This window comes from Sphingomonas sp. ASY06-1R (assembly GCF_052180265.1).
Classification (GTDB): domain Bacteria; phylum Pseudomonadota; class Alphaproteobacteria; order Sphingomonadales; family Sphingomonadaceae; genus Sphingomonas_I.
In genome coordinates, this window is the sequence record NZ_CP197464.1 from 2,622,691 (window position 1) to 2,636,230 (window position 13,540).

Below are 13,540 nucleotides of genomic sequence, written 5' to 3' on the forward strand. Positions count from 1 at the left end.
CTTACCGCCCCAACGGGATGTCGTGGCTCCCCGCATGGGAGCCACGCATCAGCGGTAGCAGACCTTCTTGGCTGCCGCGATGACCTGATCCGCAGTGATCAGCGCCATCTTCTCGAGATTAGCGGCATAAGGCAGCGGCACGTCGACATTGGTCACGCGCAATACCGGCGCATCGAGATCGTCGAAGCCCTGTTCCATGACCACGGCCGCGATTTCCGACGCGATCGAACAGGTCGGCCAGCCTTCCTCGACGACGACCAATCGATTGGTCTTCTTCAGGCTCGCGAGCACGGTAGCGGTGTCGAGCGGACGCAGGGTACGCAGATCGATCACCTCGGCATCGATGCCCTCTTCTGCCAGTTGCTTGGCCGCTTCGAGCGCAACGCCGACGCCGATCGTATAGCTGACCAACGTCACGTCCTTGCCCTGCTTGACGATGCGGGCCTTGCCGATCGGCAGGACATAATCGTCCAGCTTGGGCACATCGAACGACTGCCCGTACAGCAGCTCATTCTCCAGGAAGACGACGGGATCGTTGGAGCGGATCGCCGCCTTGAGCAGGCCTTTGGCGTCGGCGGCCGAATAAGGCGCGATCACGATCAGTCCGGGTACGCTTGCATACCAGGGACCATAATTCTGGCTGTGCTGCGCGGCGACGCGGGCGGCTGCGCCATTGGGACCACGGAACACGATCGGGCACCGCATTTGCCCGCCCGACATGTAATTGGTCTTGGCGGCCGAATTGATGATGTGGTCGATCGCCTGCATGGCGAAGTTGAACGTCATGAACTCGACAATCGGACGCAGGCCCGCCATGGCTGCGCCCGCACCGATGCCGGCAAAGCCATATTCGGTGATCGGCGTATCGATCACGCGCTTGTCGCCAAACTCGTCCAGCAACCCCTGCGTGACCTTATAGGCGCCCTGATATTCGGCGACTTCCTCGCCCATCACGAAGACGCGGTCGTCCTTGCGCATTTCCTCGGCCATGGCGTCGCGCAAGGCATCGCGCACGGTGGTGCGGACCATCTCCGTACCTTCCGGCACTTCGGGATCGTCCTGCGTGTCGGCAACATTGGCGACCAAGGCGCGCGCGCCCGTCTCCATTTGCTTGGGCGCTTCTTCGCCCCCCTCACCCGTAAGCTCCGGCTTCTGGGAAGCAGGCTGTTCGACCGGCGCATCCGACTTCGGTGCAGCAGCTGCGGGAGCGGAGCTCACAGCGGATGCATCTTCCCCCTCGCCGGCAATCACGGCGATGACGTCGCCGACCTTCACGCCGTCCGTGCCTTCCGGCACCAGGATCTTGGCAACCGTGCCTTCGTCGATTGCCTCGAATTCCATCGTCGCCTTGTCGGTTTCGATTTCGGCGAGGACATCGCCGGATTTTACGGTGTCGCCTTCCTTGACCAGCCATTTGGCGAGCGTACCCTCCTCCATCGTCGGAGAGAGCGCGGGCATCTTGATTTCAATGGGCATCTTGTCTCGCGCTCAATAGGTGTCGACGAGGACGTCGGTATAAAGTTCGGCGGCTTCCGGCTCCGGCGATTCTTCCGCGAATGCCGCGCTGTCGGCGACGATCTTGCGGATATCCTTGTCGAGCGCCTTCAGCTGATCCTCACCCACGCCCTTCTCGGCCAGGATGCGCGCGAGATGGTCGATCGGATCGCTCTTGTCGCGCACCGACTGAACTTCCTCGCGCGACCGGTATTTGGCTGGATCCGACATGGAATGACCACGATAGCGATAGGTCTTCAGTTCCAGCAGGACGGGTCCCTTGCCGGCCTGAACCCACTCCAGCGCCGTCTCGGCCGCGCCGCGCACGGCCAGCACGTCCATGCCATCGACCTGAATACCGGGGATGCGGAAGCTTTCGCCGCGCTTGTACAGCTGATCCTCGGCCGAAGCGCGGTTGACGCTCGTGCCCATCGCGTACTGATTATTCTCGATCACGAAAATGACGGGCAGCTTCCACAGCTCCGCCATGTTGAAGCTTTCGTAGACCTGGCCCTGATTGGCCGCGCCGTCGCCGAAATAGACCAGCGCGACGCCACCATCATTGGCATATTTATGCTTGAAGGCGAGGCCCGCACCGATCGACACCTGCGCGCCAACGATGCCGTGACCGCCGTAAAAGCCATGCTCTACCGAGAACATGTGCATCGAGCCGCCCTTGCCCTTGGAGATGCCGGCGGCGCGGCCGGTCAATTCAGCCATGATGAGGTTGGGATCGATGCCGTAAGCCAGCATATGGCCATGATCGCGATAGCCGGTCACGACCGAATCGCGGCCCACCTTGAGGGCGGATTGCAAACCCACCGCGACGGCTTCCTGCCCGATATAGAGGTGGCAGAAACCACCGATCAGCCCGAGGCCGTAAAGCTGGCCGGCCTTTTCCTCAAATCGCCGGATCAGCAACATCTGCCGATAAAATTCGAGCAGCTCCTCATTCGATGCTTCGTATGGACGAGGCTCGGGAGGGCGTTCGCGGTTCGGGGTCGCGGGCGGCGCAGCCGGAGCTTCGGACGCAACTGTTTTTTCTGCTCGGGCCAAGGCGGATCTCTCTCCTACGGGCGCATTTAGAAAGCGCCCTATAGGCGGGACAAACCCGCTCCCGCAACGGCCAGTTCCGCGCTGAAGGTTGCAAGGCGTGCAACCGCACCCTGCAATCTGTTGATCCGAACGTTAAAGAAGGTGAATTGCGGCGAAATGATCGCTTAGTCGGCGGGCAGGATCACTTCATCGGGCCGAATCTGGCCAGTCTGCTTGCGCACCATCTCCTCCGCGAAATCCGGATCGACGTGGCGCGGATCGAGCAGATCGGCATGATGCGCCAGCCGCGCACGCTCTGCTTGAAGAGTTTGTAGCGTCACCAGATGCTCGGCGCGCTGATGCCGATATCCGGCAAGCGAGAAGAGGCCGTTCTGGCCGACGATGGCAGCGCCCGCGAAATATAGGATCACAGCCAAGGCCACGGTCGGCCAAAAGGCGGACCTGATCATATTCAAGGCGGGGCGGCGCGACATCTCGCCGACTGGAGAATCACGTTTTGCCAAAGGCTTCAAGCGCAAAGCCGCCGGAACGTGCAAAAGTTGAGTCAGCCGGATGCCCACAGACGGCTAAACGAAGCGCGGAATTGGGCGCGGGTGCGGCGTCATCCGATCGCGCAGGTCGAAATCCAGTTCGTCGACATAGCACCAGCCCCACCCCTCCGGCGGGTCATAGCCTTCGATGATCGGATGCGCGGTGGCGTGGAAATGCTTCGTCGCGTGACGGTTGGGCGATTGATCACAGCAGCCGACATGGCCGCACGTCCGGCACAGGCGAAGATGCACCCACCACGACCCTGTCTTGAGACATTCTTCGCACCCGTCCGCACTCGGCGTGACATCCTCGATCGAATGATAATGGGAACAGGGATCGGCCATCGGTGGAGGGTAAACCAAGGCAATTCGTCGTCAAGCGGCGCCAGCCACAAATAGGCGAATAGAACGACGCTTAATGTTCCAGCCAGGGACCATGGCTCGCCGCGACGGCGGAGCGTGGGCGGATGTCCGGCAGCAATGTGCGCGTCGGCCGTGCGTCTAGCAGCTCTTCCAGCAGATCCTGCCCTTCACGCCACGCGCCGAGGCCCGAGTCCGCATTGATGTGCCCGACATGATCCAGCAGCAGGCAATCCGCGCCCCACGCGCCGGCAAGTTCGATCGACTGTTCAGGCGCGCACCATGGGTCATCGGTGCTCGCCACAAGCCTGGCAGGAAAAGGCAGCAGGCTTTGCGGCGCCGGGGCAAACGGCGTCAGGCGCGGATCGGCCGAAGGGCGATCGACATCGGGTGGCGCGACCAGCAGGGCGCCCGCCACATTGCCGCGTACATCCTCGCCCAGCAGGCTCGCCCACCACAGGATGGCGTGGCAGCCCAGACTATGCCCGACCAGTACGACCGGCCCCTGCGCCGCGGCGACCGCCTGATCGATCCGACTGATCCAGATGTTCCGGGTGGGATCGTTCCACATGCCCAGCTCCACCCGCACGCAGTCGGGCCGCTCGTTTTCCCAGATCGTCTGCCAGTGGCCAGGGCCGGAATTGCCAAGCCCCGGCACCATCAGACACAATGGCGACAGACCAGATTCGCTGGATGCCATGATCCGCACTCCGCAATGGACGTGCCGGCACCTTAATCCCTATTTAACAAGTAGGAAATACAGCAAGGATTGGGGCGGGCGTAGCCTGACTTGGACCATGCACGCCTGAGCCGTCTTCCGGCCGCTTGCGCGTGAAGGCGGACCCATGGCCTGCCCCACGCACCATCGGATTGGAATCAGCGCTTGATCGCGCTGCGCCCGGCATAGCGGCCGACGGCGCCCAGCTCCTCCTCGATACGGATCAGCTGGTTATATTTCGCAAGCCGATCCGAACGCGCAAGGCTGCCCGTCTTGATCTGCCCACAATTGGTCGCGACGGCGAGGTCCGCGATCGTCGAATCCTCCGTCTCGCCCGAACGGTGCGACATGACGGCAGTATAACCCGCGCGCTGCGCCATGCTGACCGCTTCCAGCGTTTCGCTGAGCGTGCCGATCTGGTTGACCTTGACCAGCAAGGAATTGGCGACGCCCTTCTCGATGCCTTCCGCCAGGATGCGTGGATTGGTGACGAAAATATCGTCACCGACCAGCTGGCAGGTCGCACCCAACCGATCGGTCAGCAGCTTCCAGCCATCCCAATCCTGCTCGGCCATACCGTCCTCGATCGAGACGATCGGATATTTCCCGGCCAATTCCGCCAGGTAGTCAACCATCTCGGCCGGGCTGAGCTTCCGCCCCTCGCCTTCCAGGTCGTAGACGCCATTCTTGAAGAATTCGCTGGCGGCACAATCCAGCGCGATACCGACATCTTCGCCCGGCCGGTAGCCGGCGGCCTCGATCGAACGCATGATGAAGTCCAGCGCCTCGGATGGGCTGGCGAGGTTGGGCGCAAACCCGCCCTCATCGCCAACCGAAGTCGACAGGCCCTTGTCATGCAGCTTCTTCTTGAGCGTGTGGAAAATTTCGGTCCCGCAGCGCACCGCCTCGATCAGGCTGTCGCTGCCGGTCGGCACGATCATGAATTCCTGAAAATCGATCGGATTGTCGGCATGCGCGCCGCCATTGACGATATTCATCATCGGCACGGGCAGGATGTGCGCCGAAACGCCGCCGACATAACGGTAAAGCGGCAGACCGCGCGCTTCGGCGGCGGCCTTTGCGACCGCAAGACTGACGCCCAGAATGCCGTTGGCGCCCAGCCGGCCCTTATTCTCGGTACCGTCGAGTTCGATCATGATACCGTCGACCTCGCCCTGGTCTTCGGCCTCCAGCCCTTCCACGGCCTCGGCAATCTCTCCGTTCACCGCATCGACCGCGTCATCGACGCCCTTGCCGCCCCAGCGGGTCTTGTCGCCGTCGCGACGCTCCACCGCTTCGCGCGTGCCGGTGGAGGCCCCGGACGGAACGGCTGCACGGCCGAAACTTCCGTCTTCCAACGTGACGTCGACCTCAACGGTGGGATTGCCACGGCTGTCGATCACGGTGCGGGCGTGGACGTCGACGATCGCGGTCATGGAGTTTTCCTTGCGCTATGCTGAAACAGATGCCGCGCCTCTATCGGGGGGAGACGGATGAGGCAATAATAACGCAGGCGGAATGAAATAGTGTATTAGGTCGATGGAACGCAGCCGCAATGCGGCGGTTGAATCATCAATACCGCTTAACGCAGGAGACGAAACATGGCTTCCCCGGACGATCAGCTGCCTGAGGGCACCGACGCCATCATCGAGGGCGCCGGCGTGGACGACGATAGCGACAGCGCCGACCGGAGCTTCACCGCGACCGGGCCGTCGGGAACGGGCCAGGCCGACACCGGCACGCGATCAAACTCGGATACGCATGGGGCTTCGGCTTTCGATGGTACGCCGCTATTCGGTCGGTTCGATGATCTGCGCGGACAGGCGACCGATAAGGCGCGCGATTTCGCCCAAGCCGGCAAGGATCGTGCGACCGCGGCGTTGGATAATCTGGTGCAGACGGTCGAAGATGCCGCCGCCGAGATCGACGACAAATTGGGTCGCCAATATGGCGATTATGCCCGTCGCGCCGCACAGAGCATCGGCAGTTTCTCGGACAATTTCCGCGACAAGGATGTCGACGATTTGTTCGCGGATGCCCGGGCGCTTATCGCCAGGTCGCCCGCGATTGCCGTCGGTACGGCAGCAGCGCTCGGCTTCGTCGTGGCGAGACTTGCGCGGTCCGGCTTGGCGGACGGTGGCGCCCACGAAGGCACTCCGAAGGCGTGACGCGCTTGGATGCCGGTCAGGAGCCGTTGCCGCTCCGCGAACTTGCGACCCGCCTGATCGACAATGGGAAGGCGTATGTCCGGGCCGAGGTAAACCTCGTCAAGGCGACGATATCGACCAAGGCAGGTCAGGCAGGGCCCGCCGTGGCGATGATCGTCGTCGCGATCCTGTTCGTTCAAGCCGCCCTCACCGTCCTGGTGGCGGCGCTCGGCCTGTTATTGGGTCGATGGCTCGGCCTGGCCGGCGGTTTCGCGGTAGCGTCGTTCCTCGTGCTGGCGGTGGCGGCTTTGCTGGGCTGGGCGGCCGTGAAGCGTATCAAGGGTATCGCGAAGTGAGCGAGGCGGATGTCGCCCGGGCGCGCGCCGAAGTCGCCGCGGCACGTGAACGTCTCCTCGGATCGGCGCACGCACTGCAAGCCCGGCTCAAACCGTCCGTTCTCGCCAGCGACGCCTGGGAAAGCGCGCGCGACGCCGGAGAAAGCGCCGCCAACGATGCTGTTCGCGCGATCCGCAAACGCCCCGTGGCTGCCTCTGCAGCCGCAATCGGCGTTACTGCGTTGTTAGCCCGTAAACCGATCGCGCGGCTGATCGCCCGGCTGCGCGGCAACGACTATGATGGAGACAGTGATGAGTAAGCCGAAAGCCCCGGATAACGACACGAACAATGGCGCTCTGACCGATGCTTACGGCAAGGTCAGCGAGCGCGTTGCGTCCGCTTATGCCGCTGCGCGCGAAAAGACGTCGGGCGCCAGCCTGGAAGCCAGTCCGTTGACGGCGCTGCTGGGCGGGATCGCGATCGGCGCACTGGCCGGCGCGTTGCTGCCGCGCATCGAAAAGGAAAAGGAGCTGCTCGCGCCGCTTGGCGCCAAGATCGGTGAGGCGGCCCGTGCCGCGCTCGACGCGGGCCGCACCGCGGGAACCGGCGCCCTCGATGAATCCGGCCTTTCGACCGATCAGCTGCGCGCCCAGGTTTCGAAGCTGGTCGAGCAGGCTTTGAAGGCTGCCGGCACCGCGGGCGCGGCTGCCATCCAGGCTGCCCGCGAGTCGGCGACCCGCTAGAAGTTCAACGCGAGTTCAGACGAGCGGGCGCTTGCGTCCGCTCGTCGCATTTTGGAGATGGTTATGATCAAGGTTCGTGGCGCCCTGTTGGCGCTTGGCATCGCGTCCGGAATGCTGGTTCCTGCAATCACCGCGCCGGCAGCGGCCGCGGTTGATACCAGCGATCCGCAGCGTTTCGTTCAGACGCTGACGAGCGATGGCTTTGCAGCGATGCGCAGCGGCAGCCGGGATGCGGCGAAAGCCAAATTCCGCGCGCTGCTCGCGCAGAATGTCGCGGTCGACCAGATCGGCGACCGCCTGATCCGGGCGTGGCTGCCGAAGATCACCCCGGCGCAGCGCGCGGCTTATAAGTCGGCGCTGCCAGGCTATGTCGTCGGCACCTATGCCGACCGGTTGTTCGAATATTCCAACGCCAGCATTCGCGTCGTCCGCTCGCAGCCGACCGCCGGCGGCGGGGCCGACGTTTACACGCAGGTCACCAAGCCCGGCGGCCAGCCGATCGCGGCGACCTGGTCGGTCGTCAAGATCGGCGGCGCCTGGAAGGTCCTCAATCTGAACGTGGCCGGCATCAACGTCGCCATGGCGCAGGCCGCCGATTTCAATTCGGTGATCCAACGCCAGGGCTTCGATGCGCTGGTTCGCATGATGAACGCGCGCAAATAACCAACGCGCACTTGCAACTCCCCCCCGCCGACGGCAGGAGGCTTTGCCCATGAGCAAAATGCACCTGGTGTTCGGCGGGCGGGTCAAAGATCCGCGCACGCTCGATTTCGAAGATCTCTCCAAGGTAGAGGTTGTCGGCTTCTATCCCGATTACGGCAGCGCCGAAAAAGCATGGCGGGCCGCATCGCAGCGCACCGTCGACGATGCGGAGATGCGCTACGTGATCGTGCACCTCCATCGCCTGCTGAATCCGGACGCGAAGGACTGAACCATCCGGTCGCTCCCCAGGGAACGCCGGTATTCTGCACATGATATGGGAAGCGCCGCGGTCCGCTCGGTGGGCGGCGGCGCGGGCTTACGCCTTGCGGTAGCGCCACCTCAGCAGTGGCCGCGCCATGATAAGCCCGACCAGGAAGCCGCCGACATGGGCGGCCCAGGCAATGGCCAGCCCCTGCGTGCGGGAGACCAGGCCGAGCATCAACTGAACGACGATCCACGCCGCCGCCAGCCACGCAATGTGCAGCCAGCGCGCAATTTCGGGCGAGAATTTGGACGGCCGGCGCTGGCCGTAGAGCATGGCATAGGCCCCCACGAGCGCCGAGATCGCGCCGCTGGCGCCGACCATGGGAGACACCGATTGCGGTCCCACCGCGAAATGCGCGGCCGCGGCGCCATAGGCCCCCAGCACATAGAGCAGCACGACGCCCGGGCGCCCCAGCGCAACCTCGTCATCGCGGCCGCAGAAATAGAGCATCAGCAGGTTGAAGCCGAGGTGCAGCAACCCGCCATGCAGCAATGTCGCGCTGAGCGGGGTCAACCACACCGGCAGCGCATGGGGCACGACGGATCCCGATAGACGCGCCGGAATGAAGCCGCCCAGTACCGCAGCGTCGGCGAACCGATCCGTCGCGCTCAGCACGGCAAAGCTGATCAACGTCACCGCACAAATGGCAAAGGTTGCCTTGGGTGGTGCCGCCTTCATCGAAGGACGATGTCGGCGATCGAGCGCAGGCCGATCGCCGCCTCACACCGGACATAGTCTCTATATCCAGCGTCCATCACTCGTCCAAAGCTACAAAATGGCAGCAACTCAGATGAATTCGATGCCGGTGACGACATAATATTTGTCGCCGGAGGGGACGGTGACCTCAACCTCTTCATCGACCTTACGACCGATCAACGCCCGGCCGAGCGGCGAGGAATAGGAGATGCGGCCGACCTTGGCGTCGGCTTCGGTCTGACCCACGATCTGGTACGTGATCGGCTTGTCGTCTTCATCCACCAGATGCACGGTCGCGCCAAACACGACCTTGTCGCCTGACAATGTCTTGGGATCGATGATCATCGCGCGCGAAAGCTTGTCCTCGATGTCGGCGATCATCGCCTCGATCTGGCCCTGACGCTCCTTGGCGGCATGATATTCGGCATTCTCGGAAAGGTCGCCATGGGCGCGCGCTTCCTCGATCGCATCGATGATCTGCGGCCGCTCAATCTTGAGACGCGCGACTTCAGTGGTGAGCATGTCATGCCCTTCCACCAGCATCGGCATCTTCTCGTCGCTTGCCATCTCAACCAAACCCCTTGTGAAGCGTAAAAATCCGAAGCGAAAAGCCTCAAGCGTCAAAAAACCACCCTGCGCCGCCACTTGGCGACGCCCCGCATCTTCACGATGTCTGGGATCGTCAGCTAGCTATGATAGGATTGGAGCGAGCGCACTTCAAGGCTGTGCTCCCGCAACGCTGCAATCGCCCGCACCGCGGCCACGCCCGCCGCCGCCGTGGTGAAATATGGAATGCGCGCCAGCATCGCGGATGCACGGATCGATTTGGAATCCTGCAACGACTGCCAGCCCTCGGTGGTGTTCAGCACCAGCTGCACGCCGCCATCCTTCAGACGATCGACGATATGGGGCCGCCCTTGCGCGACCTTGTTGACGCGTTCCACGGCCAGCCCGCGGCTGGCCAGATATTCGGCGGTACCGTCGGTCGCCACAATATCGAAGCCGAGGTCGATCAGCATGCGCACCGCCGGCTCGATCACCGGCTTGTCACCGGGCTTCACCGACACGAACACCGTGCCAGCCTGGGGCAGGACGGTTCCCGCGCCGAGCTGCGCCTTGGCGAAGGCCGTCGCAAAATCGCGGTCGATGCCCATCACTTCGCCGGTCGACTTCATCTCCGGCGACAATACCGGATCGACGCCCGGGAAGCGGGCCCACGGGAAGACCGCTTCCTTGACCGCAATATAATCCACATCGAGATCGATCTTCGGCAGGTCCTTCAGCATCTCGCCCGCCATCACCCGCGCGGCGATCTTGGCGATCGGTGCGCCCACGGCCTTGGCGACGAAGGGCACGGTGCGGCTGGCGCGCGGATTGACCTCGATCAGATAGACCTGCCCGTCCTTGACCGCGAACTGGACGTTCATCAGGCCCCGAACCTTCAGCGCGCGGGCCAGCGAGTCGGTCTGGCGTTCGATCTCCGCCACGATTTCCGGCGACAGGCTATAAGGCGGCAGCGAACAGGCGCTGTCGCCCGAATGCACGCCGGCCTCTTCGATATGCTCCATCACGCCGGCGATGACTACGTCCGTGCCGTCGGCGATCGCGTCAACATCCACCTCGATCGCGTCGCGCAGATACCGATCGATCAGCACCGGCGAATCGCCGGACACCTGCACCGCGGTCGCGATATAATGGTCAAGCTGGGCCGGCGTATCGACCACCTCCATCGCACGACCGCCCAATACGTAGGATGGGCGTGTCAGGACCGGGTAGCCGATCCGCTCCGCCACCTTGATCGCTTCGTCGCGGCTGCGCGCGATACCGTTTTCGGGTTGGCGAAGGCCGAGCTTCTCCACCAACGCCGCGAACCGCTCGCGATCTTCGGCCAGGTCGATCGCATCGGGCGAGGTACCGAGGATGGGGATGCCCGCATTCTCCAGCTCCTGCGCGAGCTTGAGCGGCGTCTGGCCGCCAAACTGGACGATCACGCCGACCAGTTCGCCATTCTGCTGCTCGACGTGCAGGATTTCGAGCACATCCTCGACGGTCAGCGGCTCGAAATACAGCCGGTCCGACGTGTCGTAATCGGTGCTCACCGTCTCCGGATTGCAATTGACCATGATCGTCTCGAAGCCCGCGTCCGAGAGCGCGAAACAGGCGTGGCAGCAGCAATAATCGAATTCGATGCCCTGGCCGATGCGGTTGGGACCGCCACCGAGGATCACGATCTTGCGCCGGTCAGACGGCTGCGCCTCATTCTCCGGCTCGCCAAAGGCGGGGGCCTCATAGGTCGAGTACATATAAGGCGTCTTCGCCTCGAACTCGGCGGCGCAGGTGTCGATCCGCTTGAACACCGGCCGGACGCCGAGCCGGTGGCGATGGGCACGAACCTCCGCCTCGGTCACGCCGCCCGCCATCGCGCTGATCGCGTCATGGACGATGCCGGAACCGCGGGCCTGCTCGCGCTGCATGCCGCGAAGATTGGCGCTGTTGAGCGCCAGCCAGGCGAGGCGCTTGTCCGAAAAGCCCATGCTCTTGAGCTTGCGCATACCGGCGGGATCGCCGGGCAGGCCTTCTCGGCACACCTGCTCTTCGGCGCGGATGATCTCGGCCAGCCGCTCCAGGAACCATGGATCATATTTGGCGATACGGTGGATATCGTCGATCGTGAAACCTTCGCGCAGCGCCTGGGCGGCGATCAGCAAGCGATCCGGCGTCGCGACGGCCAGCGCCGCCTCGATCTCGGCGCGCGGCGCACCCTTCAGCCGATCGACGATGTTGAGGCCGGACAGACCCGTCTCGAGTCCGCGCAACGCCTTTTGCAGGCTCTCATGGAAGTTGCGGCCGATCGCCATCACCTCGCCGACCGACTTCATCGCGGTCGTCAGGTGATCCGATGCGCCCTTGAACTTCTCGAAAGCGAAGCGCGGAATCTTGGTGACGACATAGTCGATCGTCGGCTCGAAGCTGGCAGGCGTCGCGCCGGTAATGTCATTGTCGATCTCATCGAGCGTGTAGCCAACGGCCAGCTTGGCGGCGACCTTGGCGATCGGGAAGCCGGTGGCCTTCGATGCCAGCGCCGACGAGCGCGACACGCGCGGATTCATCTCGATCACGACCAGGCGGCCATCGGCGGGATTGACCGCGAACTGGACGTTGGAGCCGCCGGTTTCGACGCCGATCTCGCGCAGCACCGCGATGCTGGCATTGCGCATGATCTGATATTCCTTGTCGGTCAGCGTCAGGGCCGGCGCGACCGTGATGGAATCGCCCGTATGGACGCCCATCGGATCGATATTCTCGATCGAACAGATGATGATGGCATTGTCGTTGCGATCCCGCACGACCTCCATCTCATATTCTTTCCAGCCCAGCACGCTTTCCTCGACCAGCACTTCGGTGGTCGGTGACAGATCGAGGCCGGAGGTGACGATCTCGATGAATTCCTGGCGATTATAGGCAATGCCCCCACCCTGCCCGCCCATCGTGAAGCTCGGCCGGATGATCGACGGCAGGCCGACGAACTCCAGCGCGGCAACCGCCTCCTCGACGCTGTGCGCGATGCGCGACCGCGGGCTTTCCAGCCCGATCTTGTCCATGGCGTTACGGAACTTCAGCCGATCCTCGGCCTTGTCGATCGCCTCGGCATCGGCGCCGATCATCACGCAGCCATATTTTTCGAGCGTGCCGTCATGCCACAAAGCAAGCGCCGTATTCAGCGCGGTCTGCCCGCCCATCGTCGGCAGCACCGCGTCGGGCCGCTCCTTCTCGATGATGCGCGCGACCACTTCGGGCGTGATCGGCTCGATATAGGTCGCGTCCGCCATGTCGGGATCGGTCATGATCGTCGCCGGGTTCGAATTGACCAGGACGATGCGATACCCCTCCTCACGCAGCGCCTTGCACGCCTGCGTCCCCGAATAGTCGAACTCGCACGCCTGGCCGATGACGATCGGGCCGGCGCCGATGATGAGGATGGATTTGATGTCGGTGCGCTTGGGCATAGGTTATGCGAGACCTGAAAGCCCTCTCCCTGCAGGGAGAGGGTTGGGTGAGGGTGAACGCCGATCGAGAAGAGTCTCACACCGGTTGCGCGAAAGCTGCGGCGAGGGTCGACCGATGTGGAGGCGGCGCTGTGGCAGCGACTGCGTAGCCGGCAGATCGACGGCGCCAAGTTTGTCCGTCAGTTTCCGATCGGACCGCATGTCACGGATTTTGCCTGTCGCGCGGCGCGCCCGGTGATCGAATTGGATGGCGGCCAGCATGCGGAGAGTCGCGGGGATGTCGAGCGAACTCGACTGATCGAGGCGTATGGTTTCACGGTCATTCGCTTCTGGAACAACGACGTAACCGAGAATCTCGACGGCGTTCTTGCGGAGATCCGTACCGCTTTGTGCAACGCGCGCACGTAAGCCCTCTCCCTTGAGGGAGAGGGTTGGGTGAGGGTGTACCGCACGAACGATGATGTGGGCGCGCGCTGACGCGCGCTC

16 protein-coding genes are annotated in these 13,540 nt (G+C 63.5%); 7 read left to right on the forward strand and 9 right to left on the reverse strand.

Features of this window, described 5'->3' with window-relative positions:
* Window positions 1-48: 48 nt before the first annotated feature.
* The 6 genes from ACSBM8_RS12640 to eno all read right to left on the reverse strand — a co-directional run bounded on the left by ACSBM8_RS12640 (window position 49) and on the right by eno (window position 5,594).
* Window positions 49-1,476 carry a pyruvate dehydrogenase complex E1 component subunit beta gene (locus ACSBM8_RS12640; protein WP_442678367.1) on the reverse strand — a complete coding sequence of 476 codons (1,428 nt, stop codon included), beginning with the start codon at window positions 1,474-1,476 and terminating at the stop codon, window positions 49-51.
* A gap of 12 nt (window positions 1,477-1,488) precedes the next feature.
* Window positions 1,489-2,550 carry a pyruvate dehydrogenase (acetyl-transferring) E1 component subunit alpha gene (pdhA, locus tag ACSBM8_RS12645; RefSeq protein WP_442678368.1) on the reverse strand — a complete coding sequence of 354 codons (1,062 nt, stop codon included), beginning with the start codon at window positions 2,548-2,550 and terminating at the stop codon, window positions 1,489-1,491.
* Window positions 2,551-2,714: 164 nt separating this feature from the next.
* On the reverse strand, window positions 2,715-3,110 hold the full coding sequence (locus ACSBM8_RS12650) for an FtsB family cell division protein (protein ID WP_442678369.1): 396 nt from the start codon (window positions 3,108-3,110) through the stop codon (window positions 2,715-2,717).
* A gap of 6 nt (window positions 3,111-3,116) precedes the next feature.
* The gene (locus tag ACSBM8_RS12655; RefSeq protein ID WP_442678370.1) at window positions 3,117-3,425 is read right to left on the reverse strand and encodes a UBP-type zinc finger domain-containing protein; all 309 of its coding nucleotides are present in this window, start codon (window positions 3,423-3,425) and stop codon (window positions 3,117-3,119) included.
* 70 nt (window positions 3,426-3,495) lie between these two features.
* A complete protein-coding gene (locus ACSBM8_RS12660; RefSeq protein WP_442678371.1) occupies window positions 3,496-4,140 on the reverse strand; it encodes an RBBP9/YdeN family alpha/beta hydrolase in 645 nt (214 codons plus the stop codon).
* A gap of 176 nt (window positions 4,141-4,316) precedes the next feature.
* Window positions 4,317-5,594: a phosphopyruvate hydratase gene (gene eno / locus ACSBM8_RS12665; protein ID WP_442678372.1), complete on the reverse strand. Its 1,278-nt coding sequence runs from the start codon at window positions 5,592-5,594 to the stop codon at window positions 4,317-4,319.
* Between the two features lie 165 nt (window positions 5,595-5,759).
* On the opposite strand from eno, the gene ACSBM8_RS12670 reads away from it, so the two are divergent.
* The 6 genes from ACSBM8_RS12670 (at window position 5,760) to ACSBM8_RS12695 (ending at window position 8,315) form a co-directional block, all read left to right on the forward strand.
* Window positions 5,760-6,326, forward strand: coding sequence for a hypothetical protein (locus ACSBM8_RS12670; RefSeq protein WP_442678373.1), 567 nt, complete (start codon window positions 5,760-5,762; stop codon window positions 6,324-6,326).
* Window positions 6,323-6,661, forward strand: a complete 339-nt coding sequence (locus tag ACSBM8_RS12675; RefSeq protein WP_442678374.1) for a phage holin family protein — start codon at window positions 6,323-6,325, stop codon at window positions 6,659-6,661. The genes ACSBM8_RS12670 and ACSBM8_RS12675 overlap by 4 nt, the downstream gene beginning before the upstream one ends.
* The gene (locus ACSBM8_RS12680) at window positions 6,658-6,960 is read left to right on the forward strand and encodes a DUF3618 domain-containing protein (protein ID WP_442678375.1); all 303 of its coding nucleotides are present in this window, start codon (window positions 6,658-6,660) and stop codon (window positions 6,958-6,960) included. Before ACSBM8_RS12675 ends, ACSBM8_RS12680 begins: the two co-directional genes overlap by 4 nt.
* Window positions 6,953-7,384 (forward strand): hypothetical protein, encoded by a 432-nt coding sequence (locus ACSBM8_RS12685; protein ID WP_442678376.1) that lies wholly within the window; start codon window positions 6,953-6,955, stop codon window positions 7,382-7,384. Before ACSBM8_RS12680 ends, ACSBM8_RS12685 begins: the two co-directional genes overlap by 8 nt.
* A 63-nt stretch (window positions 7,385-7,447) precedes the next feature.
* Window positions 7,448-8,047, forward strand: coding sequence for an MlaC/ttg2D family ABC transporter substrate-binding protein (locus tag ACSBM8_RS12690; protein ID WP_442678377.1), 600 nt, complete (start codon window positions 7,448-7,450; stop codon window positions 8,045-8,047).
* 49 nt (window positions 8,048-8,096) lie between these two features.
* Window positions 8,097-8,315 (forward strand): DUF4170 domain-containing protein, encoded by a 219-nt coding sequence (locus ACSBM8_RS12695; protein ID WP_442678378.1) that lies wholly within the window; start codon window positions 8,097-8,099, stop codon window positions 8,313-8,315.
* 87 nt (window positions 8,316-8,402) lie between these two features.
* Here ACSBM8_RS12695 and ACSBM8_RS12700 read toward each other — a convergent pair whose 3' ends face one another.
* The 3 genes from ACSBM8_RS12700 to carB all read right to left on the reverse strand — a co-directional run bounded on the left by ACSBM8_RS12700 (window position 8,403) and on the right by carB (window position 13,054).
* A complete protein-coding gene (locus tag ACSBM8_RS12700) occupies window positions 8,403-9,029 on the reverse strand; it encodes a rhomboid family intramembrane serine protease (RefSeq protein ID WP_442678379.1) in 627 nt (208 codons plus the stop codon).
* A 108-nt stretch (window positions 9,030-9,137) separates the two neighbouring features.
* Entirely contained in the window at window positions 9,138-9,614 is a 477-nt protein-coding gene (greA, locus tag ACSBM8_RS12705; protein WP_442678380.1) for a transcription elongation factor GreA, read from the reverse strand.
* A gap of 119 nt (window positions 9,615-9,733) precedes the next feature.
* Window positions 9,734-13,054, reverse strand: a complete 3,321-nt coding sequence (gene carB, locus ACSBM8_RS12710) for a carbamoyl-phosphate synthase large subunit (protein WP_442678381.1) — start codon at window positions 13,052-13,054, stop codon at window positions 9,734-9,736.
* Window positions 13,055-13,171: 117 nt separating this feature from the next.
* On the opposite strand from carB, the gene ACSBM8_RS12715 reads away from it, so the two are divergent.
* Window positions 13,172-13,462, forward strand: a complete 291-nt coding sequence (locus ACSBM8_RS12715; RefSeq protein WP_442678382.1) for an endonuclease domain-containing protein — start codon at window positions 13,172-13,174, stop codon at window positions 13,460-13,462.
* Window positions 13,463-13,540 lie beyond the last annotated feature (78 nt).

Bases quoted from the DNA above. Each gene is read 5' to 3' on its own strand.
- ACSBM8_RS12640 (WP_442678367.1), bottom strand. From the start codon at position 1,476: ATGCCCATTGAAATCAAGATGCCCGCGCTCTCTCCGACGATGGAGGAG.
- ACSBM8_RS12655 (WP_442678370.1), bottom strand. From the start codon at position 3,425: ATGGCCGATCCCTGTTCCCATTATCATTCGATCGAGGATGTCACGCCG.
- ACSBM8_RS12660 (WP_442678371.1), bottom strand. From the start codon at position 4,140: ATGGCATCCAGCGAATCTGGTCTGTCGCCATTGTGTCTGATGGTGCCG.
- eno (WP_442678372.1), bottom strand. From the start codon at position 5,594: ATGACCGCGATCGTCGACGTCCACGCCCGCACCGTGATCGACAGCCGT.
- ACSBM8_RS12670 (WP_442678373.1), top strand. From the start codon at position 5,760: ATGGCTTCCCCGGACGATCAGCTGCCTGAGGGCACCGACGCCATCATC.
- ACSBM8_RS12685 (WP_442678376.1), top strand. From the start codon at position 6,953: ATGAGTAAGCCGAAAGCCCCGGATAACGACACGAACAATGGCGCTCTG.
- ACSBM8_RS12690 (WP_442678377.1), top strand. From the start codon at position 7,448: ATGATCAAGGTTCGTGGCGCCCTGTTGGCGCTTGGCATCGCGTCCGGA.
- ACSBM8_RS12695 (WP_442678378.1), top strand. From the start codon at position 8,097: ATGAGCAAAATGCACCTGGTGTTCGGCGGGCGGGTCAAAGATCCGCGC.
- ACSBM8_RS12700 (WP_442678379.1), bottom strand. From the start codon at position 9,029: ATGAAGGCGGCACCACCCAAGGCAACCTTTGCCATTTGTGCGGTGACG.
- greA (WP_442678380.1), bottom strand. From the start codon at position 9,614: ATGGCAAGCGACGAGAAGATGCCGATGCTGGTGGAAGGGCATGACATG.
- carB (WP_442678381.1), bottom strand. From the start codon at position 13,054: ATGCCCAAGCGCACCGACATCAAATCCATCCTCATCATCGGCGCCGGC.